At 68.7% G+C, this 26,500-nt stretch carries 26 protein-coding genes, 1 tRNA gene and 1 riboswitch; of the genes, 13 read left to right on the top strand and 14 right to left on the bottom strand.

From position 1 onward, the window contains the following. Positions 1-49 precede the first annotated feature (49 nt). From V7Q42_RS18380 to V7Q42_RS18365, 4 genes are all read right to left on the bottom strand, one after another. Positions 50-835 (bottom strand): TIGR02186 family protein, encoded by a 786-nt coding sequence (locus V7Q42_RS18380; protein WP_333825620.1) that lies wholly within the window; start codon positions 833-835, stop codon positions 50-52. Continuing rightward, positions 835-1,764, bottom strand: a complete 930-nt coding sequence (locus V7Q42_RS18375; protein ID WP_333825619.1) for a sulfite exporter TauE/SafE family protein — start codon at positions 1,762-1,764, stop codon at positions 835-837. The genes V7Q42_RS18380 and V7Q42_RS18375 overlap by 1 nt, the downstream gene beginning before the upstream one ends. Before the next feature lie 110 nt (positions 1,765-1,874). Next, positions 1,875-2,969 carry a quinone-dependent dihydroorotate dehydrogenase gene (locus V7Q42_RS18370; RefSeq protein WP_333825618.1) on the bottom strand — a complete coding sequence of 365 codons (1,095 nt, stop codon included), beginning with the start codon at positions 2,967-2,969 and terminating at the stop codon, positions 1,875-1,877. Then, positions 2,966-3,313 carry a DUF952 domain-containing protein gene (locus V7Q42_RS18365; RefSeq protein WP_333825617.1) on the bottom strand — a complete coding sequence of 116 codons (348 nt, stop codon included), beginning with the start codon at positions 3,311-3,313 and terminating at the stop codon, positions 2,966-2,968. Before V7Q42_RS18365 ends, V7Q42_RS18370 begins: the two co-directional genes overlap by 4 nt. Positions 3,314-3,547: 234 nt before the next feature. Here V7Q42_RS18365 and V7Q42_RS18360 point away from each other — a divergent pair, with 234 nt between their 5' ends. Both V7Q42_RS18360 and V7Q42_RS18355 read left to right on the top strand, forming a co-directional pair. Next, complete coding sequence (locus tag V7Q42_RS18360) at positions 3,548-4,195, top strand: helix-turn-helix transcriptional regulator (protein ID WP_333825615.1); 648 nt, start codon at positions 3,548-3,550, stop codon at positions 4,193-4,195. Next, on the top strand, positions 4,192-5,067 hold the full coding sequence (locus V7Q42_RS18355; RefSeq protein ID WP_333825613.1) for a thermonuclease family protein: 876 nt from the start codon (positions 4,192-4,194) through the stop codon (positions 5,065-5,067). The genes V7Q42_RS18360 and V7Q42_RS18355 overlap by 4 nt, the downstream gene beginning before the upstream one ends. Positions 5,068-5,077: 10 nt before the next feature. On the opposite strand, the gene V7Q42_RS18350 is transcribed toward V7Q42_RS18355, so the two are convergent. Then, positions 5,078-6,730 (bottom strand): lysine--tRNA ligase, encoded by a 1,653-nt coding sequence (locus tag V7Q42_RS18350; protein ID WP_333825612.1) that lies wholly within the window; start codon positions 6,728-6,730, stop codon positions 5,078-5,080. A 175-nt stretch (positions 6,731-6,905) separates the two neighbouring features. Here V7Q42_RS18350 and V7Q42_RS18345 point away from each other — a divergent pair, with 175 nt between their 5' ends. Then, the gene (locus tag V7Q42_RS18345; protein WP_333825611.1) at positions 6,906-7,319 is read left to right on the top strand and encodes a tellurite resistance TerB family protein; all 414 of its coding nucleotides are present in this window, start codon (positions 6,906-6,908) and stop codon (positions 7,317-7,319) included. A 122-nt stretch (positions 7,320-7,441) separates the two neighbouring features. Further along, the gene (locus V7Q42_RS18340; protein WP_333825609.1) at positions 7,442-7,729 is read left to right on the top strand and encodes a GIY-YIG nuclease family protein; all 288 of its coding nucleotides are present in this window, start codon (positions 7,442-7,444) and stop codon (positions 7,727-7,729) included. Positions 7,730-7,825: 96 nt separating this feature from the next. Here V7Q42_RS18340 and apaG read toward each other — a convergent pair whose 3' ends face one another. Both apaG and V7Q42_RS18330 read right to left on the bottom strand, forming a co-directional pair. After that, positions 7,826-8,218, bottom strand: a complete 393-nt coding sequence (gene apaG, locus V7Q42_RS18335; protein WP_333825621.1) for a Co2+/Mg2+ efflux protein ApaG — start codon at positions 8,216-8,218, stop codon at positions 7,826-7,828. 172 nt (positions 8,219-8,390) lie between these two features. Next, a complete protein-coding gene (locus V7Q42_RS18330; protein ID WP_333825608.1) occupies positions 8,391-9,581 on the bottom strand; it encodes an O-succinylhomoserine sulfhydrylase in 1,191 nt (396 codons plus the stop codon). A gap of 87 nt (positions 9,582-9,668) precedes the next feature. Next, positions 9,669-9,748, bottom strand: a riboswitch (SAM riboswitch). Positions 9,749-9,960: 212 nt separating this feature from the next. On the opposite strand from V7Q42_RS18330, the gene V7Q42_RS18325 reads away from it, so the two are divergent. Further along, positions 9,961-11,094, top strand: coding sequence for a 2'-deoxycytidine 5'-triphosphate deaminase (locus V7Q42_RS18325; RefSeq protein WP_333825607.1), 1,134 nt, complete (start codon positions 9,961-9,963; stop codon positions 11,092-11,094). Between the two features lie 150 nt (positions 11,095-11,244). Next, positions 11,245-12,024: a DUF2076 domain-containing protein gene (locus V7Q42_RS18320; RefSeq protein WP_333825605.1), complete on the top strand. Its 780-nt coding sequence runs from the start codon at positions 11,245-11,247 to the stop codon at positions 12,022-12,024. A gap of 24 nt (positions 12,025-12,048) precedes the next feature. Here the strand turns inward: V7Q42_RS18320 and V7Q42_RS18315 are convergent, their stop codons facing one another. Next, a complete protein-coding gene (locus V7Q42_RS18315; RefSeq protein ID WP_333825604.1) occupies positions 12,049-12,540 on the bottom strand; it encodes a GNAT family acetyltransferase in 492 nt (163 codons plus the stop codon). Positions 12,541-12,683: 143 nt separating this feature from the next. Further along, entirely contained in the window at positions 12,684-13,028 is a 345-nt protein-coding gene (locus V7Q42_RS18310) for a hypothetical protein (RefSeq protein ID WP_333825603.1), read from the bottom strand. A gap of 145 nt (positions 13,029-13,173) precedes the next feature. Here V7Q42_RS18310 and V7Q42_RS18305 point away from each other — a divergent pair, with 145 nt between their 5' ends. The 7 genes from V7Q42_RS18305 to V7Q42_RS18275 all read left to right on the top strand — a co-directional run bounded on the left by V7Q42_RS18305 (position 13,174) and on the right by V7Q42_RS18275 (position 20,163). After that, positions 13,174-13,839 (top strand): response regulator, encoded by a 666-nt coding sequence (locus V7Q42_RS18305; RefSeq protein WP_333825602.1) that lies wholly within the window; start codon positions 13,174-13,176, stop codon positions 13,837-13,839. Continuing rightward, positions 13,817-14,716, top strand: coding sequence for a sensor histidine kinase N-terminal domain-containing protein (locus tag V7Q42_RS18300; protein WP_333825600.1), 900 nt, complete (start codon positions 13,817-13,819; stop codon positions 14,714-14,716). The genes V7Q42_RS18305 and V7Q42_RS18300 overlap by 23 nt, the downstream gene beginning before the upstream one ends. Then, positions 14,710-15,249, top strand: a complete 540-nt coding sequence (locus V7Q42_RS18295; protein ID WP_333825599.1) for a sensor histidine kinase — start codon at positions 14,710-14,712, stop codon at positions 15,247-15,249. Before V7Q42_RS18300 ends, V7Q42_RS18295 begins: the two co-directional genes overlap by 7 nt. A gap of 67 nt (positions 15,250-15,316) precedes the next feature. Continuing rightward, positions 15,317-16,303 carry an ABC transporter substrate-binding protein gene (locus V7Q42_RS18290; protein WP_333825598.1) on the top strand — a complete coding sequence of 329 codons (987 nt, stop codon included), beginning with the start codon at positions 15,317-15,319 and terminating at the stop codon, positions 16,301-16,303. A gap of 16 nt (positions 16,304-16,319) precedes the next feature. Next, positions 16,320-17,402, top strand: coding sequence for an ABC transporter ATP-binding protein (locus tag V7Q42_RS18285; protein WP_333825597.1), 1,083 nt, complete (start codon positions 16,320-16,322; stop codon positions 17,400-17,402). After that, a complete protein-coding gene (locus V7Q42_RS18280) occupies positions 17,399-19,078 on the top strand; it encodes an ABC transporter permease (protein ID WP_333825596.1) in 1,680 nt (559 codons plus the stop codon). Before V7Q42_RS18285 ends, V7Q42_RS18280 begins: the two co-directional genes overlap by 4 nt. Before the next feature lie 11 nt (positions 19,079-19,089). Further along, positions 19,090-20,163, top strand: coding sequence for an ABC transporter ATP-binding protein (locus V7Q42_RS18275; RefSeq protein WP_333825595.1), 1,074 nt, complete (start codon positions 19,090-19,092; stop codon positions 20,161-20,163). Between the two features lie 62 nt (positions 20,164-20,225). Here the strand turns inward: V7Q42_RS18275 and V7Q42_RS18270 are convergent, their stop codons facing one another. From V7Q42_RS18270 to V7Q42_RS18250, 5 genes are all read right to left on the bottom strand, one after another. After that, positions 20,226-21,290 carry an ABC transporter ATP-binding protein gene (locus V7Q42_RS18270; protein ID WP_333825594.1) on the bottom strand — a complete coding sequence of 355 codons (1,065 nt, stop codon included), beginning with the start codon at positions 21,288-21,290 and terminating at the stop codon, positions 20,226-20,228. Next, positions 21,287-22,963 carry an ABC transporter permease gene (locus tag V7Q42_RS18265; protein ID WP_333825593.1) on the bottom strand — a complete coding sequence of 559 codons (1,677 nt, stop codon included), beginning with the start codon at positions 22,961-22,963 and terminating at the stop codon, positions 21,287-21,289. Before V7Q42_RS18265 ends, V7Q42_RS18270 begins: the two co-directional genes overlap by 4 nt. A gap of 11 nt (positions 22,964-22,974) precedes the next feature. Beyond that, entirely contained in the window at positions 22,975-23,970 is a 996-nt protein-coding gene (locus V7Q42_RS18260) for an ABC transporter substrate-binding protein (RefSeq protein WP_333825592.1), read from the bottom strand. Between the two features lie 289 nt (positions 23,971-24,259). After that, positions 24,260-24,334: transfer RNA gene (locus V7Q42_RS18255), tRNA-Gly, on the bottom strand. Beyond that, positions 24,314-26,077: a glycosyltransferase gene (locus V7Q42_RS18250; RefSeq protein WP_333825591.1), complete on the bottom strand. Its 1,764-nt coding sequence runs from the start codon at positions 26,075-26,077 to the stop codon at positions 24,314-24,316. Before V7Q42_RS18250 ends, V7Q42_RS18255 begins: the two co-directional genes overlap by 21 nt. Positions 26,078-26,500: the final 423 nt, after the last annotated feature.

The raw sequence follows: 26,500 nt of genomic DNA, 5'->3' as shown, positions 1-26,500 counted from the left end.
CATTAAACGCATCAAATCAACATGATGGTCCAACCGCGCACAGGTCTCATCAGTCCCTGCGGAACAGCACGCCCCCGAGCCAGCCGGTCATGACGGCGATCAGCACCGAGACGAGCCCGTAGAGGACGCTCCGGTGCGCCGCGAGATCGGCGGTCTTCTGCTCGAAGCCGATCTTGGTCACCTCGATCTCGGAGACGTGTTCGGCGACCGGGCTGCCGTCGGAGAGCACCAGGACACGAGCCGAATAGCGTCCGACCGGTACCTCGGCCGGGATCGGCAGGGTGGCGGAGAAGAGGTGCGAACTCAGCAGTCGCACCGCGCCGGGGTATTCGGCATACATCCCCGCCTTGCGCTGGTGATCGGTGAAGGCGTCGCGGAATTCGGCCGCGCCGGCGAGAACTTCGACGCCGCCGGGGACGCCCTCCGGCAGGATCAGATGATCGATGCCGATCTGATGGGCATCGAGTTGGGCTTCGGTGGCGAGGTCTTCGACCGGCTTGGTGGTGGCCAACGCATAGAAGGCGGGCGCGTCGTAGGTGCGCCAGTCGCGGTTGACCCAGATACCGAGGACGCGGTCCTTGCGACGGGTGACCACCGTGCGGCGCGGGCCGATCAACATCACCGCGATGTCGTAGCCGCTCGCCCGCGAGACCGTCATGGCGTCGCGCTCGACCGAGCCGTAGACGGTGAGATCGGTGCCGGAGAAGTTGGAAGCGATGGCGACCCGCTTGGTCGAGACCTCGGCGATCAGGGTCTCGGCCACGGTCGGCACAGCTGCGCCGAAGAGCGCGGCGAGACCGAAGAGCGCGGCGCAGACGGTGCGGGTGGCGGCCATCACGGAACGCCTCCGACCTGGACCGCGACGGTGTAGCGCTCGCCCGGGGTCACCACGAGTTCGTAGGCGAAGCGCAGGCCGACGGCGAGGATGAGCAGGCCGAGCAGGGCGCGCAGCTGCTCGCCACGCAGACGTTGGCCGATCTGGACGCCGAACTGGGCGCCGATGACGCCGCCGACCATCAGGAGGAAGCCGAGGACGATGTCGACCGTGTGGTTCTGCGCCGCCTGGAGGAAGGTGGAGAAGGACATGGTCGCCACCATCTGCACCAGCGAGGTGCCGACCACGACGTTCGCCGGCACCTTGAGCAGGTAGATCATCGCCGGGACGATGAGGAAGCCGCCACCGATGCCGAGGAGGGTGCCGAGGAAGCCGATGCCGGTGCCGAGCAGGATCACGGGGATGGCCGAGATGACGAGACGCGAGCGGGGAAAACGGACCCGGAACGGCAGGCCGTGGATCCAGTTGTGCGCCCTGAGTTTCTTCGGTGGCTGGGGCGTCTTCGAGCGTGCGGCGAACATGGCGCCGATCGACTCGAAGGTCATGAAGCCGCCGATGAAGCCGAGGAAGACGACGTAGCAGAGGCCGACCACCAGATCGAGTTGGCCGAGGCTGCGCAACTGCGCGAAGACGCGCACGCCGACCCAGGAGCCGACCATACCGCCGACCAGCAGATAGCCCGCCATCTTCCAGTCGATCGCCCGGCGCCGCCAATAGGAGAGCGCGCCGGAGGTGGAGGAGGCGACGACCTGGGCGGAGACGGTGGCGACCGCCACGGCCGGCGAGATGCCCGAAAAGACCAGCAGCGGCGTCAGCAGAAAACCACCGCCCACCCCGAACATGCCCGAGATGAAACCGACGGCCCCGCCGAGGCCGAAGATCACGAACATGTTCACCGGCCATTCGGCGACGGGCAGATAGAGCAGCATCGGCCTCTCTCGACAGACGGAATCGGGGCCGGCTCGCGCCGAACCGTCTCGATTTCTAATCGAATTGAGCCGTCGAGGCGAGGTCGCGGCCGCCTGCGCCTGCCCGAACTTCACGCATCGGGGGCGGCGGCGGCCCAACGCTCGGCCCAGCGGCCGGTCAGTTCGGAGACGTGAGCGACCCCGTCGCGGCTCATGCGGGCGGCGAGATGATCGAGGATGCGGCCGACCAGGCCCGGCCCCTCGTAGACGAGGCCGGAATAGACCTGCAGCAGAGTGGCGCCGGCGACGAGCTTCTCGTAGGCGGTTTCGCCGCTGTCGATGCCGCCGACGCCGACGATCGGCAGATCGGGGCCGACGCGCAGGCGCATCTTGGCGAGGGCGACGGTGGCGCGACGGAAGAGCGGCCGGCCGGAGAGACCGCCGGTCTCGCGGGCGAGCGCGGTCTCGCGCAGTCCGTTGCGCGCCAGCGTCGTGTTGGAGACGACGAGGCCGTCGAGGCGCTGATCGAGCGTCTCCGCGGCGATGTCGTCGAGGCCGGCGTCGTCGACGTCGGGGGCGATCTTGAGCAGCACCGGCACACGCCGCCCCCCGGCGGCGGCGATCTCGTCGCGGGCGGCGAGGACGCGGGCGAGCAGCTCGGCGAGTTGGGAGCGCGCCTGCAGGTCGCGCAGGCCCGGCGTGTTGGGCGAGGAGATGTTGACGGTGAAGTAGGTGGCGAGGTCGGCGAAGGCGCGAACGCCGGCGACGTAGTCCGCGACGCGATCCTCGGCGTCCTTGTTGGCGCCGATGTTGACGCCGACGACGCCGTCGCGGCCCTTGCGGGCGAGGAGGCGGGCGCGCATCGCCGCATGGCCCTGATTGTTGAAGCCGAGGCGGTTGATGACGCCGTGGTCGGCCGGCAGGCGGAACATGCGCGGCTTGGGATTGCCGGGCTGCGGACGCGGCGTCACCGTACCGACCTCGACATGACCGAAGCCGAGGCGCAGCACCGCGTCGGCGACTTCGGCGTTCTTGTCGAAGCCGGCGGCCATGCCGATCGGATTGGGGAAATCGACGCCGAAAGCGGTCACCGCCAGTCGCGGATCGGGCGCCCGTCGGATGCAGGGGGCGAAGGGCGAGGCCAGCGCCTTGATGGTCAGGCCGTGGGCGGTCTCCGGATCGATGGTGAAGACGCCGGGCTTCAAGAGGCGGTAGAGGTCGATCACGGGATCATCTCCGGGAAGCGATGGCGGCCGTCGGGGCCGAGCGGCAGGTCGACGACGTCGCCGGCGAGCGCCGGATCGAGCGGACCGTAGAGATGGGGAAAGAGCGCGCCGCCGCGCGAGGGCTCCCACTTCAGCGCCGCGCCGAGCCGATCGGCGTCGACGGCGACGAGGACGAGGTCGCCGAGACCGGCGAAGTGCTTCGCCGCGGTCTCGCGCACCTGGGCGGCGGTGGAGAAGTGGATGTAGCCGTCGGCGCGGTCGACCGGGGCGCCGAGGAAGACGCCTTCGGCACGGGCTCGCGCCCAGGCATCCTGCGACAGGATCTTGTAGACGACGGTGGCCATGCCCACGCTCCCGGCTTGCAACCCCGCGACGGGTCGCTCGATCGCGGCGGACCCTAGTCGCCGGCGTCGGTCGACACAAGCGCCGAGCGTTCGCCGAGAGACACGCGAATTCAACTCGAGATTGATTTCCTCCATACTTACGACCATGCGAATCGATCTTCGCGCCGAGATCGGGGTGGAAGGCGGGGTGAAAGGCGCCCCTCTTCGGCCGTCGTCTCGGAGATGGAGGTGACGATGGGCGCACCGTCGGCGGATCTCAACCACGAACGGCTGTGGGCGGCGATCGATGCGATCGCCGAGCACAACGGCCTCAGTCCGTCGGCACTGGCGCGGCGCGCGGGTCTCTCCTCCACCGCCTTCAACCGGTCGAAACGAGTGACCGCGGACGGGCGGCCGCGGTGGCCGTCGACCGAATCGATCTCGAAGATCCTGGCGACCACCGGGGCGGATCTCGGCGATCTGGCACGGCTGATCATCGGGTCGATGGCCGACGACCGGGTGGAGCGCCCCTGCGTCTCCTTCCTGTCGGTGTCGGAACCGGAGCGGTCCGGCTTCGCCGAAGACGGCGCCCGACCGCCGATCGACGCGGTGTATTTTCCCGGCGAGCGGGACGCCGCACTCTTCGCCCACGAGGTGACCGACGACGCGGCGGCGCCGCTCTACCGGCGCGGCGACGTGCTGATCGCTTCGACGTCGGCACCAGTGCGCAAAGGCGACCGCGTGCTGGTCCGGACCACGGACGGCAAGGTCTCGATCCTTCGCCACGTCGCCCGAAACCGTCGCTCGTGCACGCTCGCCGCTCCCTCCGGCCGCGGCCGACGCTTGCGTCTGGCCTGCGTCGACGTGGTATGGATCGCCCGGATCCTCTGGGCGAGCCAATGAAGCCGAGCCGTCGTCGATTGCCGTTGCGCCATGTCGTCGCCGTCGCCGCCGTGGCGGTGATCGCCGCGGTGATGGTCACGGTACGCGACGAGGCCGATCGCGACGGCGACGATCCGTCGAGTGCGATGGTCGCCGCCGACCCGCTCGCACCGCCACCGCATCCTGCATCCACGGCGGCCGCGGATTCCGCGGCGCCGAGCGAGCCGCAGCCCCCTACCCCGCTCGCCGCCCCTGCCGCCGAGCCGCCGCCGGTCCGCACCGTGACCGGCCCGGGGATCACGCCGCTGCCCCCCGCCGACACACCGCCGCACCGGGTCGCCCCACCGGAGAAGCCGAAGACGCCGGCGCCGCCGATCGTGATACGCCGGCTCGGGCTGGTGAAGATGGAGGACACGGCGCATTTCTCGGTCGGCGCCATCCGCTTGCGGCTGCCCGGGGTGGCGGTGACCGGGGCCGACGACATCTGCCGCGACCGCGCCGGCATCGAGTGGCCGTGCGGGCGGCGGGCGCTCGCCGGGGTGCGCGCGGTCGTGCGGGGCAAGGCGGTGGACTGCCCGCTCCCCGACAAGGTGCGGCGCGGCGATTTCGTCACCGACTGCACGCTCGCCGGCGCCGACATGGCCGAACGGATCGTCGCCTCCGGCTGGGCGCGGGCGCTCGACCGCGAAGGGCGGCTCGGCGAGGCGGAACGGCAGGCCGAGGCGCGCGGGCTCGGCCTGCACGGCGCGGCGATGCCGATCGGCGTCGACCCGTTCCCCGATCCGGGCGATCTTCCGCCCGATCACACCACCGCGCCCCTTGCCGGCGCCGGGACCACGCCGACGCCGACCGCACCCGCCGAAGCGGGCGCGGAGGGGAACGCGTCACGGTGAGGTTTTCGGCTCAGCCGGCGGCGAGGGTGCCGTCGAGGGCTTTCTCGATCAGCGCCCGGGTCTCGGCGAGGCCGTAGAGGGCGACGAAGGAGCCGAAGCGTGGACCCTTCTCCTGGCCGAGCAGGATCTGGTAGAGGCTGGCGAAGAAGCCGAGCGACACGCCGGGACCGCCGTCCGGGCCCTTCTTGGCCGGATCGGGGAAGTGGGCGCGGCCGACGTCGAAGACCACCGACTGGATGGCGTCGGCGTCGGCGCCTGCCGGCAGCGCCGCCAGCGCCGCGTCGAGCGCGGCGAGCGCACCGCGCTCGGCCTCGTCGGGGGCGCGGAACACCTTTCCGGGCTTCACGAAGTCGTGGAAGTAGCGGATGGCGTAGCCGACCAGACGATCGAGCTCGGGCGCGTTCTCCGGGGTGACGTCGGGCGCGACGCGGCGGAGGAAGCCCCACAGCACGTCGCGGTCCTCTGCGTTGGAGGCCGAGACCAGGTTCATCAGCATCGAGAAGGATGCCGGCATGTGCTTCTTCGGCGGTTCGCCACCGTGGATGTGCCACACCGGGTTGCCGATCTGCTGGTCGACCGTCTGGCGCTCGTAGGCGTCGAGGAACTGGTAGTACTCGTCGACGTTGCGCGGGATGACGTCGAAATAGAGCTTCTTCGCCGCCTTCGGCTCGCGGAACATGAACAGCGCCAGGCTCTCCGGCGAGGCGTAGGTCAGCCACTCGTCGATGGTCAGGCCGTTGCCCTTCGACTTGGAGATCTTCTGGCCGTTCTCGTCGAGGAAGAGCTCGTAGTTGAAGCCCTCGGGCGGCGGCGAGCCGATCGCCGCGCAGATCTTCGAGGAGAGCTTGACCGAGTCGATCAGGTCCTTGCCGGACATCTCGTAATCGACGCCGAGCGCCGACCAGCGCATGCCCCAGTCGGGCTTCCACTGCAGCTTCACCGCGCCGCCGGTCACCGGCAGGGTGACGAGATCGTTCGTCTCCGGGTCGCGATAGGTGACCGTGCCGGCGTCCGCATCGACGCTCTCCATCGCCACCTGCAACACCACGCGGGTGCGCGGGCAGATCGGCAAGAACGGCGAATAGGTCGAGGCCCGCTCCTCGCGCAGGCTCGGCAGCATGATCTTCATCACCGCGTCGTAGTTCTTCAGCACCGCGAGCAGCGCGGCATCGAAGCGGCCCGACCTGTAGTAGTCGGTCGACGAGGCGAATTCGTAGTCGAAGCCGAAGGCGTCGAGGAAGCGACGCAGCATGGCGTTGTTGTGGGCGCCGAAACTCTCGTACTTCTCGAAAGGATCGGGCACCTCGGTCAGCGGCTTGCCGAGATGGGTGGTCAACATCTCCTTGTTGGGGACGTTGTCGGGCACCTTTCTGAGGCCGTCCATGTCGTCGGAGAAGCACAGGAGCCGCGTCGGGATCCGGTCCTCGGTCAGCACGCGGAAGGCGTGGCGCACCATGGTGGTGCGCGCCACTTCGCCGAAGGTGCCGATGTGGGGCAGGCCCGAGGGGCCGTAGCCGGTCTCGAAAAGGACTTGCGTCTTGGGTTTCTTCGCCAGCCGGGCGACGATCTTGCGCGCCTCTTCGAAGGGCCAAGCCTTGGAACGGCCGGCCGCCTCGACGAGGGCGGGGGAAAGATCGAGGGCACGCGGGGCGGGCGCGGTCATGGATACGGGTCCTTCGAGGGATCGGAAAGAGGCGGAAATGCTCCGCGAACGGGCCGGCGGACACTAATCTTGCGGTGCGGGAGCGTCAACTCGCGGTCGACGGCGTCACGAAGCCGGCTTGCAAGGCTCGGCGCGTCGACCTAGCGTGCGGCCCGACCGACACCGAGGATGCCCGATGCCCAAGACCCTCTCCGCCCACGAAGCCCTCCTCCATCTGATGATCACGGTGTCGATGGCGGATCGCACCGTCACCGACAAGGAGATCGGCGAGATCGGGCTGCTGGTCGACACGCTGCCGGTGTTCGTCGGCTTCGACCGGGCGCGGGTGCCGGGGCTCGCCGACGAGACGGCATCGATGCTCGACACCGACGACGGCCTCGACCGGATCCTGCGCAAAGCCAAGGACGCGCTGCCGGAGAAGCTCTACGAGACGGCCTACGCGCTGGCGATCGAGGTTTCGGCGGTGGATCTCTCGGCGGGGCAGGAGGAGTTGCGCTTCCTCGAGATGATCCGCGACACCTTCGACCTCGACCCGCTGGTCACCGCGGCGATCGAGCGCTCGGCACGGGTCAGGTATCGGAAGATGTGAAGGGGGACTTCCTCCAGGACATCTCGGCGCTCGATGTCGTGTGGCCCCACGTCGACCCGTCATCCCCGGCCGGAGCGCGACATCGTCGCGCGGAGGGGAAGGGGATCCAGGAGGTGCGGCGAATGTATTTCGTCTACATCCTCGCCAGCCGCCGCAACGGCACGCCCTACACCGGCGTCACCAACGATCTCCATCGCCGTATCGACGAGCATCGATCCGGGCACGGTGCCGAGTTCACCCGTCGCTACGGTGTGACCATTCTCGTCTGGTTCGAGACACACGTACGAATCGACGAGGCGATCGCGCGCGAGAAGCAGATCAAAGGGTGGAACCGATCCTGGAAGCTGCGGTTGATCGAGCGATCGAACTCGGGCTGGAACGACGTCGCAGGCGACATCCCCTACGACTGATGTGAACATCCCGCCGAGAGGCTACCTGGGTCCCCTTCCCTCGCCCTTCGGGCTCGCCGGGGACGACGGCCGGGGACGTCGACGGAACCCCGCCCCTCAGTTCAACACCCGCGTCGTCGCCGGGACGTCCAACGAGAAGGCCGGGATCTCGACCTCGAAGAAGCCGCCTTCGGCGTTCTCCATGCGGTAGCTGCCGACCATGAAGCCGGAGGAGGTGGCGAGCGGGCAGCCGGAGGTGTATTCGAAGCTCTCGCCGGGGCCGATCAGCGGCTGTTCGCCGACGACGCCGGGGCCGGACACCTCCTGGCGGCGGCCGTGGGCGTCGGTGATCAGCCAGTGGCGGGCGCGCAGACGCACCGGCGCATCGCCGAGGTTGGCGATCTCGATGGTGTAGGACCAGAACCAACGGTTCTCGTCGGGCTCGGAGCGATCGCTCTGGAACTCCGGCGTCACCGTCACCCGCACGCCGTGGGTCACCGCCTCGTACATGGCGTCCATCCGTCGTTCTCTCCCGAACCGAACCCTGGGCGACGAGTCCGGTCGGCCGTCTTCTGCCCCATCATGCGCCGATCCGATGTCGACGCAATGCGTTCATATGGGGCGCGAGGGGCGAGAGGCGAGCGCGCCGAGGAGCGGGCGGGCCGAGACCCGCCCGATCCGATCAGACCCGACGCGCCGCGTCCGCCGCGGCGATCACGTCCTCGATCAGATCCTCGACGTCCTCGAGACCGACGGAGAGGCGCAGAAGGCCGTCGCCGATGCCGAGTTCGGCGCGGGCTTCGGGCTTCAAGCGCTGGTGCGTCGTCGTCGCCGGATGGGTGATCAGGCTCTTGGCGTCGCCGAGATTGTTGGAGATGCGGATCACCTCGAGCGCGTTGGAGAAGGCGAAGGCCGCCTTCTTGCCGCCCTCGACCTCGAAAGCGACGAGGTTCGAACCGGCGCGCATCTGGCGCTTCACCAGATCCGCCTGCGGATGGTCGGCGCGGCCGGGGTAGATCACCTTGGCGATGCCGGGGATCTCGACCAGCGCATCGGCGAGGCGGGCGGCGTTCGACGTCTGCTTCTCGACCCGCAGATGCAGCGTCTCGAGGCCCTTCAGCAGCACCCAGGCGTTGAACGGCGACAGCGACGGGCCGGTCTGGCGGATGAAGACCTGGAGATGGTCGTCGACGAACTTCTGGCTCGACAGCACGACGCCGCCGAGGCAGCGGCCCTGGCCATCGATGTGCTTGGTCGCCGAATAGACGACGACGTCGGCGCCGAGCGCCAGCGGCGACTGCCAGCACGGCGTGGCGAAGACGTTGTCGACGACGAGGCGAGCGCCGCTCGCATGGGCGATCTCGGCGATCGCCGCGATGTCGTAGACCTCGAGCGTCGGGTTGGTCGGGCTCTCGAGGAAGAGCACCCGGGTCGTCGGCCGGATCGCCGCCTTCCACTGGTCGAGATCGGCGCCGTCGACCAGGGTCGAGGAGATGCCGAAGCGCGGGCAGAGATCCTCGACGACGTAGCGACACGAGCCGAACAGCGCCTTGGCGGCGACCACATGATCGCCGGCGGAGAGCTGGCAGAGCATCGCCGCGGTCACCGCGGCCATGCCGGTGGCGGTGGCGCGCGCCGCTTCCGCCCCTTCGAGGAGGCGCATGCGGTCCTCGAACATGGTGACGGTGGGATTGCCGAAGCGGGAATACTGATAGCCGGGCGAGGTGCCGAGGAAGCGGGCTTCGGCCTCTTCGGCCGAGGCGTAGACGAAGCCCTGGGTGAGGAACAGCGCCTCGGAGGTTTCGCCCCACTGCGAGCGGAGCGCGCCGCCATGGACGAGTTCGGTGGCGGGGCGGCGACGGCGATCGGTCATCTCATTCCACTCCGGTCGGTCTGCCCCGAGGGACGCGCCCCGGAGACAAACGAAAAACCCGGCCGACGGGCGCCGGACCGGGTTCGCTTTTCCCAGATCCCGGCCCTTTAGCGACGTTGTTTTACGTGGCGGCAAGCCGGCCGGCTCAAATGACCACGGGATGGAGCTTCACTAGACCGCGCCGACGCATCCGTCAACCGACGGAACAGCAGATCGTTCCATGCGAATTCTCTCATGTTTTCGCGCCGAGACGATCCGCATCGCGGCGGATCGAAGCGCGGGAACACCGGCCGCCGCGTCCTTCGCGGGAGTGGCGCGCTCGTCGCCGATGGTCTACGAAAAGTCTCGCAGTCACGCGGGTGAGAAGAGCGGGAAGATCATGAGCGCAGCGTTCGGTCCGGGCATTCTGGCGCAACAGGACATCCGCGCGCTCGCCGAGACCGGAGCGATCGCACCCGCCCGCCCCTTCGACGCCGATCAGATCCAGCCGGCGAGCCTCGATCTCAGGCTCGGCACGGTGGCGCACCGGGTGCGCGCCTCGTTCCTGCCGGGGCCGGATCTGTCGGTCGAGGCGAAGATCCGAGCGTTGACGCTGCACACGGTCGATCTCAGCCGAGGTGCGGTGCTGGAGACCGGGTGCGTCTACATCGTGCCGCTGATGGAGAGCCTGGCGCTGCCGGCGGAGATCTCGGCGGGGGCGAACCCGAAGTCGTCGACCGGACGGCTCGACGTCTTCACCCGCGTCATCGTCGATCAGACCCGAGCCTTCGACACCATCCCCGCCGGCTATCACGGGCCGCTCTATCTCGAGATCAGCCCCCGCACCTTCCCGGTACTGGTGCGCGCCGGATCGCGGCTGTCGCAGATCCGCTTCCGGGTCGGCGACGCGCGCCTCTCGGACGCCGAACTGACCGAGGTCCACGCCCGCCACACCGTCGTCTCCGGCGGCGATGCGGTGTTCCAGGGCGGGCTGACGCTGTCGATCGATCTCGACGGCGGCGCCTGGGCCTCGACCGCGCTCCCCCATCACGGTGACGGCGGGGCGCTCGTCGGCTGGCGGGCGAAGCGCCACACCGGCGTCATCGACGTCGACAAAAAGGCCGCCCTCGAGGTTCTCGACTTCTGGGAGCCGATCGTACGGCGCAGGGACCAGCGCTCGCTGATCCTCGACCCGGACGAGTTCTACATTCTGGTCAGCCGCGAGGCGGTGCACGTGCCGGCCGACTACGCCGCCGAGATGGTGCCGTTCGATCCGCTGGTCGGCGAGTTCCGCGTCCACTACGCCGGCTTCTTCGACCCCGGCTTCGGTGCGGCCGAGGCCGGCGGCAGGGGGGCGCGGGCGGTGCTCGAGGTACGTTCCCACGAGGTGCCGTTCATCCTCGACCACGGCCAGACCATCGGCCGGCTGGTCTACGAGCGCATGGGAAAGCGCCCCGAGACGCTCTACGGCCAGGGCATCGGCTCGAACTATCAGGCGCAGGGCCTGAAGCTGTCGAAGCACTTCAGGAACTGACGCTCTCCGTTTCAGGAGCCGACGCTCTCCGGTTCAGGAGCCGACGCTCCGCGGCGTTTCGGTCACGATCCCGCCACCTCCTCTTCTCATTGTCGCGGGCGTCCCCATCTGACGGGAACGCGATCCCGATGCGAGGAGAGAGGAACACCGATGTCGCCGCAGGATGCCGAGATCATTCGAGACGTCTTCGCCAAGGTTCGCGCGATGGGGTCGGCGATCGACGACGTCGAGGCGGCTCGCCTCGTCGAGCAGGAGCTGCGCGCCAATCCGGCCGCCGGGCTCAATCTGATCCGGGTGGTGGTCGGGCTCGAGCAGGAGCGCGACCAGTTCGCCGCCCACATCGACGAGCTCAACGCCTACATCGACCAGATCGAGGCGCAGCTGAACAGCCAAGGAGCCGGGGCCGGTCACGGCCAGGGCTCGACGAGCGGAAGCCTGTTCGGCGGCTCGGCCCGGGGCTCGTCCTGGGGCGGCGCGCCGGCCCCGGGCCACTACGACCCGCAGCCGGCGCAGGCGTCGCCCTGGGGTGGCGCCCAGCCCTCGCCCGGTCCGTGGGGATCGCAGCAGCCGCCGGCGCAGGGTCAGCCGCAGGGCAACGGCTTCTGGGGCAGCGCCCTCAAGACCGGCGCCGGCGTCGCCGGTGGTCTTCTCGCCTTTCAGGCGGTGAAGGGCCTGTTCGGCGGCGGTCACGACGAACATGCGCGGTCGTCGGAGCGTCACGGCATCTTCGGTGGCGGTGCCGACAAGCCGCTGGACGCCGGCCATCGCCCGGAGCAGAGCGAGACCGCCGGCGGCTTCGGCGGGGGTGGAGGCGGTGACGACCGGCCGCGTTCGGGCGGCTTCGGCGGCAGCGACAACGGGCCGGCGCCCGGTAGCATCGTCGCCGACAACATCGACTTCTTCGGCGGCGGCGACGATCGCGAGACCTGATGGGGGATCCGGCGATCCGGGCGATCAATCGCCGAGCTTCGCCGCCCACTCCGCCTTCATCCGCGCCTCGGCTTCCGCCTTCTCGGGATCGAGGGTGCGATAGAGGCAGACCGTATGGGTGTCGCGCCAGCCGAGCGCCTCGTAGAAGGCGAGGACGCCGGCGTTCTCCCGGCGCACCAGCAGATTGATCTTGGGGATCCCGCGGCCCCGCACCCAGGCCTCGGCGGCCTCGACGAGGCGGCGGCCGATGCCGCCGAGCCGCATCTCCGGATCGACCGCGAGATAGTAGACGGCACCGCGATGGCCGTCGTGGCCGACCAGTGTGGCGCCGACCAGCCGGCCGTCCAGGGTGGCGACGAGAACCGCGCCATGGCCGCTGTCGCGGGCCATGCGGATGTCGTCGACCGGGTCGTTCCACGGGCGGGTCAAGCCGCAGCGCTCCCACAGCGCAACGATCGCCGCGACGGCGGCGGTGTCGAGGTCGGCGGGTTCTGAAACGACGACGGATCCCGTCATGGGTGGCGCTCCGGTTCGGCTCGGGCGGAGATCGGGGGCGGGGATCGGGCGGGAGGCCCGTCCTCATCGATCCGCTACGTGATTTCGCCGCCGCCGACAAGCCGTCGACCCGCCCCCCCCGGCCGTGCGCCGCAAGCCCGGCGTCACATCCGGTGTCCCTGGTGGACGATGCCCTTCGCCCGCCGCGGCTCTCGTACACGGATGAGGATCGCCGCGACCTCGTGCTCGTCGGCGTGGTGGCCGGCATCGTGGACCGGGTGGACGAGCGGCGGCCCGCTGCGATCCGTCCATCGGGTGATGGTACGAAGACCACCGAGCGACCGGTCGATACGGCCTCGCCGAAAGACGAGAAGTGGTTCACCCGGAACGACGAGATCCCGGGATTCGGCCTCGTCGTCATGCCCTCGGGGGTGAAGTCCCACGTCCTGCGCCATCGCACGGCCGAGGCGCGCGACCGTTTCCTTTCGCACGAGGAGATCGTTCCGCACGGCAACCGAGACGGCTTCCGATACTCGCGGAAGAGCGGAACTGCTAGGTTGCTCCCGCCGGCGCCGGGGCGAGAGAGAGCCGGGAACGATCGATCGGACCGGACCACTCGGTGGGCGTGGGTCCTTGCAGCTGGGGCGGCGAACCATGCGCGTACTTCTGGTGGAAGACCATCCGGATCTGGCGCGATGGCTGGGCGGCTGGCTGGAACAGAGCGGCTACGTCGTCGAGCGCATCGAGCGCGGCGACGACGCCGATCTGGCGCTCACCACCAACCGCTACGACGCCGTCGTGCTGGATCTGTCACTGCCCGGTCTCGACGGGCTCGACGTCCTGAAGCGGCTGCGCGACCGCGGCGACAACACGCCGGTGCTGGTGCTCACCGCGCGCGGCGCCAAGGACGACCGGGTGCGCGGCCTCAATCTCGGCGCCGACGACTATCTGCCCAAGCCCTTCGAACTCGACGAACTGGAGGCGCGACTACGAGCGCTGCTCAGGCGTTCCAACGCCCAGACGCCGCGGCTGAAGATCGGTCGGCTGGTGCTCGACACGCTCGAACGCGAGGTGACGCTCGACGGGCGGGCGCTGTCGTTGACGCCGCGCGAGACGGCGGTGCTCGAGGCGCTCGCCGCGCGCCTCGGCCGACCGGTGTCGCGCGAGACGGTGTTCAATCGGGTCTTCGAATTCGATTCCGACGCGCGCATCGAGAGCATCGAGATCTACGTCCATCGCCTGCGCAAGAAGATCGAAGGATCGGGCGCGACCATCACCACGCTCAGAGGGCTCGGCTATGCGCTCTCCGTCGAGGGATGACACCGCGCGCGGACCCGTCGGTCGCAGCCTCGCCGGGCGTGTCGCGCTGATCGGCCTCTCGGCGCTGGCGGCGCTCTTCGTCTTCGATGCGATCGTCGCCTATCGCGACGCGCGCGAGACGGTCTATGCGGCGCACGATCGGGGCCTGCGGGCGGCCCTCGGGCTGATGAAGTCGTCCTCGGTCGATCCGGGCGCCCTGGTGGAGCGCCTGGCCGAGGCGCTGGAGGCGCGGGTCGACGAGGTCCATTTCGCGGTGATCGACGCCCAGGGGACGACCCTCGCCGGCGAGAGCGACCTCCCCTACGCCAAACCCGACGCCGCCGAGCGGCTACGCTTCGTCAACGGCCATCTCCTCGGCGATCCGGTGCGCGTCGCCGCCCTGTTCGTCGAGGGCGAGGCGACGGCACGGCCCGGCGCGGCGATCCTGGTGACGGCGGAGAGCACGCGGGTGCGGGTCGAGGCGGTGGGCCGGCTGGTGGCCCGGGAGCTGCGCCGGCATCTGGCGACCGCGATCGTCGCGCTCCTCATCGGCTGGCTGTGGATCCGCGCGGTGCGGCGCGAGGTGGCCGCCGCCGCCGCCGGGCTCGAGGGGCGCGAGGCGGAGGACATGACGCCGCTCGCCACCGAGGACGTGTCGCGGGAGTTCCGCCCCCTCGTCGAGGCGATCAACGGCCATCTCGCCCGGCTCGCCGGACTGCTGGAGGCGAGCCGCCGCTTCGCCGCCGACGTCGCCCACCAACTGCGTACGCCGCTCACGCTCCTCGGCGCCCAGGCGCAATACGCCCTGCGGGAGGCGATCCGGCGAAACTGCGCGAGGCGATCGAGGGCATCACCACGGCGTCGCGCGGCGCCCAGCGCCTGTGCAACCAGATGCTGACGCTGTCGCGCATCGAGGCGGTGCGCGGCGCCATGGCCGAGGGGGTTCGCATCGACCTCGGCGCGCTGCTGCGCGAGACCGCCCTCGACCTCTCCGTGCTCGCCATCGATAAGCGCATCGACCTCGCCTACGAGGACGCCGGCGAAGTGGTCTTCGTGCTCGGCCACGAGATCATGCTGCACGAGCTGTTCTCCAACCTGATCGACAACGCCCTGCGCTACACGCCGCGCGAAGGCCGGGTCCGCATCAGCCTCGACAAGCCCGGCGACGGCGTCGCCGAGGTTTCGATCGCCGACGACGGCCCGGGCATCCCGGCCGAGATCCGTGAAACGGTGTTCCAGCGCTTCCATCGCCGGCTCGATCGCCAGGGAAGCGGCGGCTCGGGCCTGGGATTGGCCATCGCCCACCAGATCGCCCTGGTGCATCGCGGCTCGATCGCCTTCGACGACGTCGCCGGCGACTGTGGCTTCGTCGTCAGGGTTCGGCTTCCCGTCGTCTACGACCCGAGCGAGGCGGGATCGAAAGGTTCGTGAAAGGGAAAGCGCCTTCCATCGGCAGCAGGGCCGTTCGGTCCGCAACCGAAAAAAGGGGAGGACTCCCATGAAGATGCGCCACCTGTTCCTGTCGGTTCTGCTGCTCGCCGGATTCCAGGCTCTTCCCGCTCGGGCCGAGGAGAAGCTCTACGTCTACACGTCGATGAAGGAGTCGCTGATCGGCGAGTTGAAGAAGTCCTTCGTCGCCAAACACCCGGACGTGAAGATGGACTATCAGTCGGCCGGCGCCGGCAAGCTGATGGCCAAGCTCGCCGCCGAGCGCGAGTCCGGCAAGGTTCTCGCCGACATCCCGTGGACCAGCGAAGTCCCCGACTTCTACCAGCTCAAGGAACAGGGGGTTCTCCAACCCTACGTGCCGAAAGAGATCTCGGCGCTGGTCAACCCGCTGCCCGAATACGACGGGTCGTTCACCGCGGTGCGTCTGGGCACGCTCGGCGTCGCCTACAACACGCGTCTGGTGAAGGAGGCTCCGAAGTCCTGGGCCGACGTCGGTGGGCCGTCCTTCAAGGGCGCCTTCGGCATCGCCAACCCGGCGCTGTCGGGAACCGCCTACATGAGCGTCTCGCTGCTGGTGAAGCAGTTCGGCTGGGGCTACATCGAGAGCCTGCGCGCCAACGGCGCCAAGATGGGCAAGGGCTCCGGTCAGGTCGTCGACGACACCGCCTCCGGTGACCTCCTGGGCAGCCTCGCGGTCGACTACATCACCCTCGACAAGGTCGACAAGGGCGCCACCCTGGCTCTCGTCTATCCGTCCGAGATGCTGGTGATCCCGAGCCCGATCGCGATCATCAAGGGCTCGCCGAACACCGAAGCCGCCAAGAAGTTCGTCGACTTCGTCCTCTCCAAGGAGGGTCAGGCGATCATCGCCAAGGAAGGCACGCTGCCGGTGCGTTCGGACGTCGAAGTGCCGTCGCGCTATCCGATGCCGCCGGTCGCCGACGCGATGAAGCGCGCCATCCCCATCGACTACAAGAAGTTGATGGCGGAGAAGGAAGCCACCATCAAGAAGTTCACCGACATCATGCAGAAGTGAACCTTCGGAGGGGGCCATGAGTTCGGTCAAGATAGCCGGCCTCTCCAAGTCCTACGGAGGCCGATCGATACTTCACGGGTTGGATCTGACGGTCGAAGCAGGAGAGTCCTTCACGCTCCTCGGCCCCTCCGGTTGCGGAAAGACCGTGTTGATGCGTCTTCTCGCCGGGTTCGAAGCGCCGAACGCCGGAAGCATCCGGATCGGCGACACGGTCGTCGCGGACGGCGGGACCAACGTCCCGCCGGACCGGCGCGGCATCGGCATGGTCTTCCAGGACTATGCGGTGTGGCCGCACATGAGCGTCCGCGACAACGTCGCCTATCCCCTGAAGATCGGCGGCGTCCCCGCCGACGAACGCGACCGGGCGACGCGGGCGGTGATCGGACAGGTCGGCATGGCCGGGCTCGAGACGCGCATGCCGTCGCAGCTGTCGGGCGGCCAGCAGCAGCGCGTCGCGCTGGCGCGGGCGCTGGTCTCCAAGCCGTCGCTGCTGCTCCTCGACGAGCCGCTCAACAACCTCGACGCCAACCTGCGCGAGGAGATGCGCTTCGAGATCCGCGAGTTGCAGCAGAAGCTCGGGATCACCGTCGTCTACGTCACCCACGACCAGGAGATCGCCCTGGCGATCGCCGACCGCATCGGGGTGATGGACGAGACCGGCCGGCTGCGGCAGGTGGGCACCCCCGACGACGTCTTCGATCGTCCGGCCGACGCCTTCATCTATCGCTTCCTCGGCGTCGCCAACTTCGTTGCGATGCATCGCGCCGGCGAGGCGTGGTGCTTTCCCGACGGGGTCGGGGTGTGGGAGGGCGCGCCGCCGGAGATGGAAGGCGACCGCCTCACCCTCGGCTGTCGGCCCTTCGACATCGACCTCGCCCGTGACGGCGCAGGCCTCCCCGGCGTCGTCACCCGTGCCAGCTTCCTCGGGGCGCAGATGGACTATCTGATCGAAGCCGGGGGCGTGACCTTCCGCGCCGCCACCGACAGCCGGCGCGCGCTGCGCGACGATCGGCGCTTCGAGGAGGGTGAGCCGTGCCGGCTGACCTTCCGCGGCGCCCAGTGGTTCGACGCGAGCGCCAGCGAAGGAGGTCGGGCATGACCGGGTCATTCCGTTTCGGGACGCCACAGATCCTCTTCGCCCTGGCGGTCGGCATCCTGGTGATCTTCGTCGCCGTGCCGGTGCTGTTGATCTTCTTCAACGCGCTGTGGGTCGACGGCCGTTTCAACATCACCGACACCGTCAAGGTGCTGAGCGAGCCGGACACCTACAAGGCCCTGATCAACTCGCTGATCCTCGCCTCGGGCGTCACCGTGACCGGCACCATCGTCGGCACCTTCTTCGCCTGGTTGGTGACCCGCACCGACCTGCCCTACAAGGGCGCGATGCGGGTGCTGTTCCTGGTGCCCTTCATGCTGCCGTCGTTCATCGGCGCGCTCGCCTGGAAGATGCTGCTGTCGCCGCGCGCCGGCTACATCAACCGGTTCTTCATGGAGACGCTGGGCTTCTCGGAGCCGGTGTTCAACATCTACTCCTACCACGGTATCATCCTGGTGGAGACGATGTACCTCTTCCCCTTCGTCTTCATCCAGGTGTGCGGCGCGCTCGAACGCATGGATCCGACGCTGGAGGAATCGGCCCGGATTTCCGGCGCCGACCTGTTCACCATCACCCGCAAGATCACCATCCCGCTGGTCGCCCCTTCGATCCTGTCGGGCGCGCTGCTGATCATGCTCTATTCGATGGCGCATTTCGGCACCGTGGCGATGCTCGGCATCGAGGCCGGTATCTACAACATCCCGACGCTGATCTACGAGCGTATCCACCAGAGCGCCGGCTCCTTCGGGGCGATCCGCACCGGCACCGTGCTCTCCACCGTGCTGGTGGCGACGGCGGCGCTGATCATCTGGCTGCAGAACAAGGTGCTTTCCGGCGGGCGCTACCAGATCATCGCGGGAAAGAGCTTCCGGCCGACCGAGATCCGCCTGCGCGGGCTGCGCCTGCCGCTCCTCGCCTTCTGCGTCGCCTACATCGGCTTCACCATCGTGCTGCCGACGGCGACGATCTTCCTGGTCGGCGGGCTCGCCACCTACGGGCTGCCGATCACGCCGGAGAACATGACGTTCGACAACTACCACCACATCCTGTTCGAGTGGGATCTGACCCGCGACGCCATCTGGAACTCGATCGGCCTCGGCCTCGCCGCGGCGCTGATCACCATGTTCGCCGGCGTCGTCATCTCCTACGTCATCGTCAAGATGAAGGTTCCGGGCAAGGGCATCCTCGAGTTCCTCGGCATGCTGCCGTTCTCGGTGCCGGGATCGGTGATCGCGCTCGGCGTCATCCTCGCCTGGTCGGGCAAGTACGGCGTCAACATCTACAATACCATCTGGATCATCCTGGTGGCCTACATCGCCCGCTACATGGCCTTCGCGCTGAAGGCCAACTCGGCGGCGCTCGAACAGGTGCACGACAGCCTCGTCGAGGCGGCGCGCGCCTCCGGCGCCACCATGTGGCAGGCGCTGCGCGACATCGTCATCCCGCTGGTGCGGCCCGGCATGGTGGCGGCATTCTTCCTGATCTTCCTGCCGGCGCTACGCGAACTGACGGTCTCGGTGCTGCTCTACGGGCCGACGACCCGCACCATCGGCGTCGCCATCTACACCCTCAACGAGGACGGAGAGACGGTCTATGCCGCCGCCATGGCGGGCGTGGCGCTGATCATCATCGTCACCGCCGAGGTGGTGGTGAAGCGCGTCTTCAAGATCAAGCAGTGAGGGAGGCGGCCATGTCGTATCTGAAGCTCGCCGGCATCGACAAGCGCTTCGGCGCCGTCGCGGCGGTCTCCGGCCTGAACCTCGAAGTGGCACCCGGTGAGTGCGTGGCGATGCTCGGGCCCTCGGGCTGCGGCAAGACCACGACGCTCAGGATGGTCGCCGGCTTCGAGGACATCGACGGCGGCGAGATCGTCGCCGGCGACAAGCTCTTGTCGTCCAAGGCGAAGAACTACTATCTGCCGCCGGAGAAGCGCGACTTCGGCATGGTGTTCCAGGCCTTCGCGGTGTGGCCGCATCTCTCGGTGTTCGAGAACATCGCCTTCCCCTTGCGCATCCGCAAACTGCCGCAGGACGAGATCCGCAAGCGGGTCGAGGATGCGCTGCGCCACACCAACCTCACCGGCGTCGTCGACTCCCGCCCCGACGATCTCTCCGGTGGCGGCAAGCAGCGCATCGCGCTGGCTCGCGCCCTGGCGATCCGGCCGAAGGTGATGCTGCTCGACGAGCCGCTGTCGAGCCTCGATCCGCATTTCCGCGAGGAGATGCGCTTCGAGATCAAGGACATCCAGCGCCGCCTCGGCTTCTCGATCCTCTACGTCACCCACGACCAGTCGGAAGCCATGGCACTCTCCGACCGCATCCTGGTGATGAAGAAGGGCGTCGTCCAACAGGTCGGCAGCCCGCGTGACGTCTATTATCGCCCGGCCAACCGCTTCGTCTTCTCCTTCATCGGGTTGTCGAGTTTCCTGCGCGTTCGCTTCGCCGGCGGCAGGATGGTCGTCGACGATCTGGAGTTGCCGTTCGACTCGGTCGGAGAAGCGCCGGCCGAACTGGTCGGCGCCGGCGACGGGGTGCTGGCGGTGCGTCCGTCCGACGTCGATTTCGTCGACGAGGGCGGGCTGCGCGGCGTCGTGCGGCGGCGGTCCTCGCTCGGCGAGATCGTCGACTATCAGATCGCCGTCGGCTCGCAGACCCTACGCGTCCAGAAGACCCGCCACGAGAGCGGGCCGCAGACCGGCGAGACCTGCGGCGTGCGCTTCGCGATGTCGAACTGGTATCCGATGTCGGACGCCACCGACGGCTGATCCGGCCGCCCGATACCGACGCCGACTTCGGTCGTCGGACCCGGGTCGCGACGCCGATCGGTTCACGCCGGCAGAACGTGGAGCGACGACGGCGACGGATCGAGACGGACGATCTCCCCGACCGCGTGAAGGCCGGTCTCGGCCGGGTTCGGGCAATCGACCAACCAGTCGCCGACACCGTCGACCGCGACGAGGTATTCGGCGAGATTGCCGAGGAACATGACGCGGCGCACCGTCCCGGTGAGAACACCGGCGTCGCACGACAGACGTACCGCCTCGGGCCGGACGAGGAGCGTCACCGCCGATCCGGCCGGACGGGTCGGCATGTCCGCCACGGCGATGGCGATGCCGGCGATGTCGACCGTGCTCGCATCGCGCACCGTCGCCTCGACGAAATTGGCCTTGCCGATGAAGTCGGCGACGAAGCGGTTGACCGGCCGGGCGTAGATCGCGTGCGGCGTGCCGCGCTGTTCGACGGCGCCGGCCTTCATCACCACGATCTCGTCGGAGATGCTCATCGCCTCGATCTGGTCGTGGGTGACGTAGATTGCGGTGATGCCGACGCGCTGCTGCAGTTCGCGGATCTCGACGCGCATCTGCTCGCGCAGCTTGGCGTCGAGGTTGGAGAGCGGCTCGTCGAAGAGCAGCACCCGCGGTTCCATGACGATCGAGCGGGCGAGCGCGACGCGCTGCTGCTGGCCGCCGGAAAGCTGGTTCGGCGAGCGCCGGGCGTAGCCGGTGAGGCCGGTCAGGTCCAAGACCCGCTCGACCCGCCCCTCGATCTCGGACGCCGCGAGTTTGCGCAGGCGCAGGCCGAAGGCGACGTTCTCGAAGACGTCGAGATGGGGGAAGATGGCGTAGGACTGGAACACCATGGCGGTGTCGCGCCGATTGGGCGGCACGTCGTTCATCCGCCGATCGCCGAACAGGATGTCGCCCGATGTGGGGTCCTCGAAGCCGGCGATCATCCGCAACAACGTGGTCTTGCCGCAGCCCGAGGGCCCGAGCAGGGTCACGAGTTTGCCGGCGCCGATCTCCAGCGTCACGTCCTTCACCGCCGCCATGGTGCCGCCGTCGGGGGAGGTGAAGACCTTGTTCAATCCGGTGATGGTGATGGGGTCGGTCATGGATGTCTCACCATGGTGGTGTGGCGGCTCCAGCGATCGACGAAGGCGCCGATGATGGCGATGGCGATCAGGACGACGACGATCACCACGACGGAGAAGGCGGCGGAGACCCCGAGGCGGCCGGAGCCGACCTGATTGAGGATCTGCACCGTCATCAGGTTCCAGTTGGCCGAGACGAGGAAGATGGCGGCGCTGATCGCCGTCATGGCGCGGACGAAAGCGTAGACGAGACCCGAGAAGAAGGCCGGCGCGATCAGCGGCAGCGTCACCTTGCGGAACGTGGTGAGGCCGTCGGCGCCGAGGTTGTGGGCGGCCTCCTCGATCGACGGGTCGATCTGGCGCAGCACCGCGATACCCGACTGGATGCCGACCGGCACGTAACGGAAGACGAAGGCCAGAACGATGATGGCGAGCGTGCCGGTGAGCAGCAGCGGCCGATCGTTGAAGGCGAGGATGTAGCCGATGCCGACGACGGTGCCGGGGACGGCGAAGGGCAGGATGGCGGCGAACTCGAGGGTGGCGCGGCCGGGGAACGACCGACGCACCACCAGGAAGGCGATCAACATGCCGAGCAGGCCGCTGATCGGCGTGGTGATGATCGCGACGATCAGCGTGTCCTTCACCGACTGCAGGCCGACGTCGAAGACATAGGCGAAATGGGCGAGTGTCGGCGAATAGTCGAAGCCCCAGACCCGGGTGAAGGCGCCGACCAGGATCACCGCGTAGAAGGCGGCGACGAGGAGTGCGAATGCGACGAGAAGCGCCCACAGCAGCCATTTGACCGGCGTCGAGACGATCTTCGAAGACGACGCGGTCGGTTTGCCGGTGACGGTGATGTACTGGCGCTTCGAAAGATACCAGCGCTGGATGGCGAAGGCGGTCAGGGACGGGATCAGCAGCACGATGGCGAGCGTCGCGCCGCGCGACAGGTTGAAGGAGCCGGTGATCTCCAGATAGGCCTGCGGCGCCAGCATCGGGAAGGCGGCACCGGCGAGCACCAGCGGATTGCCGAAGTCGGCCATCGACTCGATGAAGACGATGAGGAAGGCACCGGCGATGCCGGGCAGCGACAACGGCAAGGAGACCTTGACGAAGGTCTGCCAGCGCGTCGCCCCGACGTTGAGCGCCGCATCCTCGAGTGTCGGGCTGATCGAGGCGAGGACGCCGCGCAGCGACAGATAGGCGATCGGCGCGAAGGTGAAGATCTGCGACAGCACGACGCCGTGGAAGCCGTAGATCGAGAAGTCCTCGATGCCGAAGAGTTGCCGGGTGACGAGGCCGTTGAAGCCGAAGAGGAACAGGATCGACACGGCGCTGACGAAGGGCGGCGAAACGATCGGCAGGATGGTGACGTAGTGGAGGATCGTCTTACCCGGCACGTCGAGGCGGGTCATGACGAAGGCGGCGAGATAGCCGACGACGACGCTCGCCACCCCGACCAGCGCGCCGACGCCGAGGCTGTTGATCAGCGCATTGCGGTAGAGCCGGCGATCGGCGATGTCGAGGTAGCCCTGGAGGGTCCAGACGCCGTCGACCCGGAAGCTGGCGAGGAGAACTCGGACCAGCGGATAGACGACGAAGACGGCGACCGCGATGGCGATCGCCGCCAGAAGCACCGCCAACAGCGGGTCACGAGCCAGCAACCGCAGTTCGGCACGTGTGTCGCGGGCCATGACCGCGGTCCCTACTGCCCGAGCACCTCTTTGGTCCAGCGTTCGACCAGGCGCTTCTTGTTCTGCGCGGCGAAGGCGGCGTCGACCGGGATCAACTTGATCTTGTCGAGCGAGGTGACGCCGGCGCCGCCGCTGACGTCGGGACGCACCGGGAGGAAGTAGGTCTTCGAGGCCGAGAGAGCCCCCTGCCCCGCCTTCGACGTCATCCAGTCGACGAGTTTCTTGGCTTCGTCGGCGTTCTGCGCGCCCTTGAGGATCGACATCGACGCCACTTCGTAGCCGACGCCCTCGCTCGGGAACACGACCTGGACCGGATAGCCCTCGCCGGCGAGCTTGAGAAAGCCCGGCGTGAACTGGATGGCGATCGGCGTCTCGCCGACGCCGAGGGCGCCGGAGGGCGCGGTGCCGGACTGGGTGTAGGTCTGGATGTTGGGATTGAGCGACTTCAGATAGCCGAAGGCGCCGTCTTCGCCGCGCTGCTGGATCAGCGTCAGGATGACCGCATAGGCGGTGCCCGACGACTGCGGCGACGGCATCTGGATCAGGCCCTTGTAGGCCGGGTTCTTCAGGTCTTCCCAGGAGGTCGGCACCGGCGCGTTGCGGCGCTGGAGGATGTCGGTGCGCACGCCGATCGCCAGCGGGTTGGTGTAGATGGCGTGCCAGTAGCCCTCCTTGTCCTTGAAGGCGTCGGGCAGGGCGGCGGCGTTCGGCGACACGAAGGGCTCGGTCAGGCCGCGCTCCTTGGCGATGATGTGGTTCTCGCTCGGGGCGCCGAACCAGACGTCGGCCTGGGGACGCGCCTTCTCCGCCTCGATCCGCGACAGCGCCGGGCCGGAGGACAGGAACACCATCTGAACTTTGACGCCGCTGTCCTTGGAGAAGGCGTCGAGCAGCCGTTTGGCATTCTCCTCGTCGACGCTCGAATAGACGGTGAGGGCTTGCGCGGCGCCGATGGCGAGGGCCGACGTCATCGTGGCCGCCAGGAGGGTTCCGATGGAAAGGCGCATGTCTTCCTCCATTTGTTTTGCCGGCTAGCCTATCACCGGCCCGGAGGGCCAGCAATGAAACGACCAGTGGACAGACCCGTGACGGATGCAGCGTCGAGGAAACCGTTCGGGAAACCTCCGATGAGACGAATGGGCCCGACGGAGGCGAGGTCACGGACGCCATCGCCACCGCCTTCGCGACGTCGGTTGCGCGCGCGGACTTCGCCGCGATCGGTGACCCGGGCGAGATCCGCCGGCCGTCCGGATCGACGATCGAACGGTGAAACCGAATTAGATCAGTGAGATGGATTGGAGCGGGCGATGGGAATCGAACCCACGACATTCAGCTTGGGAAGCTGACGTTCTACCCCTGAACTACGCCCGCTCGAGGGTGATCATCCATAGCCTCGCCGACGGGCGATGCGCAAGGGGTCGCGCGCGTCGGCTCGGCCGCTTCGACGGCGCCGCCGCGTTCGGCGAGACCGTGGGTGGTCTTGTTCCAGCGGTGCGGCGCGACCATCAGTTCGCCGAGCGCCCGATAGGCGGCGAAGGAGATCAGGCACCAGTAGACCGGCATGGTCGCCACGTCGAAGAGGCGGAAGCCGTCGCGGTGGCGGCCGGCGGTGCCGCGACCGGCGACGCGGCGGGCGAGCACCAGCGATCCGGCGACGCCGCTGGTGAAGCCGAGGAGGCCGGCGGTCAGCAACACGTCGTCGAGAAAGCCGCGGTCGCCGAGCAACGGCGGCAGACCGAAGGCCCCGGCGAGCAGTACCGCGAGGCTGGGAGCGAAGACGAAGACCGAAGCGAGCTGGCCGGCGAGGACCAGATGGAAGGAGAGCGCCTCCAGCGGGCGAACCGCGCGGTGGAACGACACCGGCCGGCGCATGTGGACGAGCCAGGTCTGCATCCAGCCCTTCAACCAGCGCACCCGTTGCGCCCGCCAGCGGGCGAGATCGAGCGGCGCCTCCTCGAGGGTCGAAGCGGCGATCACGTCGGCGCGCCAGCCGCGCCGCATCAGACGGACCGCGACGTCGGCGTCCTCGGTGACGTTGTGCGGATCCCAGCCGCCGATCTCCACCAGCGCCGAGCGGCGGAAGTGGTTGGAGGTGCCGCCGAGCGGCAGGAAGAAGCGGTGGCGCGCCAGCCACGGCAGGAGGCCGTGGAAGAGCATGGCGTATTCGATCTCGAACTGGCGCACCAGCCAGGGACGATCGCCGTCGGCGTGATCGATCTCGAGCGCCGCCTGGACCACCGCGAGATCGTCGCCGCCGGCCCGGAAGGCGGCGGCGGCCTTGCGCAGCTGGTCCGGGTCGGGGCGATCCTCGGCATCGAAGACGGTGACGAAGGGGGCGTCGACACAGGCGAGGGCGAAGTCGAGCGCCTTGGGCTTGGTGCGCGGTTCGGCCGGCGGCACCACCAGGATCTCGACCGGCGTGCCGGCGACCGCCCGCTCGGCCGCGATCGTCGTCGCCGCGTCGTCCGCCTCCACCACCAGGCGCAGGTCGAGGCGATCGACGGGATAATCGAGCCGCAACAGGGCGGCGACGAGATCGCCGACCACGTCGGACTCGCGGAAGAGCGGCACCAGGACGGCGAAGCGCGGCAGATCGGCGGTGGCGAGAGGCGGCGCGACCGGCGGATCGACGATCGCCTCGGCGAGGTGGGCGCGCAGCACGCCGATGCCGAGGAAGAGCGCCGTCCAGGCGACGAGCAGGCTGCGCGACAGATCGAGCACCGCCGCCGCCCAGGCCCCGGCGACGAGGAGGATCAGGGCGATCGCGACCGCTGGCGTGGCGTTCGCCGCCGAGCCGGCCGGATCGCGATCGAGGATGGCGCGAACGGCGCGGCGAACGAGGGCGGCGGAGTGGCGAGCGACGAGGGCCCGACGGATCTCGCGCGGCGTGGCGATCGCCACCCGGCGGCACAGGTCGGGATGGCGGGCGACGAGAGCGGCGACCTCGCCGCACACCGCTTCGCGTGGCGCGGTGACGAGGATCGAGCCGTCCCCTTCGCCGAGGAGCAGAGCGTCGGCGCGGCGGAAGACCTCGCCGGCGGGCGGGGCGAGGTGGTCGGGCTCCACCGTCGTCTCGATGCGATCGAGGAACGCGACGCCGAGGCGCGAGGCCAAGCGACGCCACGGTGCAGCCTCGTCGGTGGATGGCGGATCGGCGGGAGCGGGATGGCGGGCCGCGTCCGCCGGGTGAGGCGCCGGTGGACGCGTGAGATGCGACGATCTTTCCGCAGCCGGTGTGTGCCGAGCGGTCGGGACCCGGTCGGTCGGGGCGAGCGACCCGCGGTACGACCTCGTCGGAGACGATCGTCGCCGGTCGTCGTCGGCCGCTCCACCCTGGAGATACATGCCTACTCCCACTCATACCGGGCTGATGAATTTCGGACTCGTCCGAAATTCATCAGCGTTACGGCCTGACCGGCCGACGCCCGTTCGGGCTTGCCATCGCCCATGAAGTTCTGAACAGGTCAGAACTTCATGGGCTCGGTATCACGAGACCTGTGCGCGGTTGGACCATCATGTTGATTTGATGCGTTTAAT

Origin of the sequence: Pinisolibacter sp., from assembly GCF_036782435.1 — a bacterium.
Lineage (GTDB): Bacteria > Pseudomonadota > Alphaproteobacteria > Rhizobiales > Ancalomicrobiaceae > CALBKH01.
Note: the sequence above shows the minus strand (reverse complement) of the source record. Positions and strands in the feature narration are given on the sequence as shown.

Excerpts from the sequence above, each read along its gene's own strand:
- V7Q42_RS18380 (WP_333825620.1), bottom strand. The coding sequence starts at position 835 with ATGGCCGCCACCCGCACCGTCTGCGCCGCGCTCTTCGGTCTCGCCGCG.
- V7Q42_RS18375 (WP_333825619.1), bottom strand. The coding sequence starts at position 1,764 with ATGCTGCTCTATCTGCCCGTCGCCGAATGGCCGGTGAACATGTTCGTG.
- V7Q42_RS18365 (WP_333825617.1), bottom strand. The coding sequence starts at position 3,313 with ATGGCCACCGTCGTCTACAAGATCCTGTCGCAGGATGCCTGGGCGCGA.
- V7Q42_RS18360 (WP_333825615.1), top strand. The coding sequence starts at position 3,548 with ATGGGCGCACCGTCGGCGGATCTCAACCACGAACGGCTGTGGGCGGCG.
- V7Q42_RS18355 (WP_333825613.1), top strand. The coding sequence starts at position 4,192 with ATGAAGCCGAGCCGTCGTCGATTGCCGTTGCGCCATGTCGTCGCCGTC.
- V7Q42_RS18350 (WP_333825612.1), bottom strand. The coding sequence starts at position 6,730 with ATGACCGCGCCCGCCCCGCGTGCCCTCGATCTTTCCCCCGCCCTCGTC.
- V7Q42_RS18345 (WP_333825611.1), top strand. The coding sequence starts at position 6,906 with ATGCCCAAGACCCTCTCCGCCCACGAAGCCCTCCTCCATCTGATGATC.
- V7Q42_RS18340 (WP_333825609.1), top strand. The coding sequence starts at position 7,442 with ATGTATTTCGTCTACATCCTCGCCAGCCGCCGCAACGGCACGCCCTAC.
- apaG (WP_333825621.1), bottom strand. The coding sequence starts at position 8,218 with ATGTACGAGGCGGTGACCCACGGCGTGCGGGTGACGGTGACGCCGGAG.
- V7Q42_RS18330 (WP_333825608.1), bottom strand. The coding sequence starts at position 9,581 with ATGACCGATCGCCGTCGCCGCCCCGCCACCGAACTCGTCCATGGCGGC.
- V7Q42_RS18325 (WP_333825607.1), top strand. The coding sequence starts at position 9,961 with ATGAGCGCAGCGTTCGGTCCGGGCATTCTGGCGCAACAGGACATCCGC.
- V7Q42_RS18320 (WP_333825605.1), top strand. The coding sequence starts at position 11,245 with ATGTCGCCGCAGGATGCCGAGATCATTCGAGACGTCTTCGCCAAGGTT.
- V7Q42_RS18315 (WP_333825604.1), bottom strand. The coding sequence starts at position 12,540 with ATGACGGGATCCGTCGTCGTTTCAGAACCCGCCGACCTCGACACCGCC.
- V7Q42_RS18305 (WP_333825602.1), top strand. The coding sequence starts at position 13,174 with ATGCGCGTACTTCTGGTGGAAGACCATCCGGATCTGGCGCGATGGCTG.
- V7Q42_RS18300 (WP_333825600.1), top strand. The coding sequence starts at position 13,817 with ATGCGCTCTCCGTCGAGGGATGACACCGCGCGCGGACCCGTCGGTCGC.
- V7Q42_RS18295 (WP_333825599.1), top strand. The coding sequence starts at position 14,710 with ATGCTGACGCTGTCGCGCATCGAGGCGGTGCGCGGCGCCATGGCCGAG.
- V7Q42_RS18290 (WP_333825598.1), top strand. The coding sequence starts at position 15,317 with ATGAAGATGCGCCACCTGTTCCTGTCGGTTCTGCTGCTCGCCGGATTC.
- V7Q42_RS18285 (WP_333825597.1), top strand. The coding sequence starts at position 16,320 with ATGAGTTCGGTCAAGATAGCCGGCCTCTCCAAGTCCTACGGAGGCCGA.
- V7Q42_RS18280 (WP_333825596.1), top strand. The coding sequence starts at position 17,399 with ATGACCGGGTCATTCCGTTTCGGGACGCCACAGATCCTCTTCGCCCTG.
- V7Q42_RS18275 (WP_333825595.1), top strand. The coding sequence starts at position 19,090 with ATGTCGTATCTGAAGCTCGCCGGCATCGACAAGCGCTTCGGCGCCGTC.
- V7Q42_RS18270 (WP_333825594.1), bottom strand. The coding sequence starts at position 21,290 with ATGACCGACCCCATCACCATCACCGGATTGAACAAGGTCTTCACCTCC.
- V7Q42_RS18265 (WP_333825593.1), bottom strand. The coding sequence starts at position 22,963 with ATGGCCCGCGACACACGTGCCGAACTGCGGTTGCTGGCTCGTGACCCG.
- V7Q42_RS18260 (WP_333825592.1), bottom strand. The coding sequence starts at position 23,970 with ATGCGCCTTTCCATCGGAACCCTCCTGGCGGCCACGATGACGTCGGCC.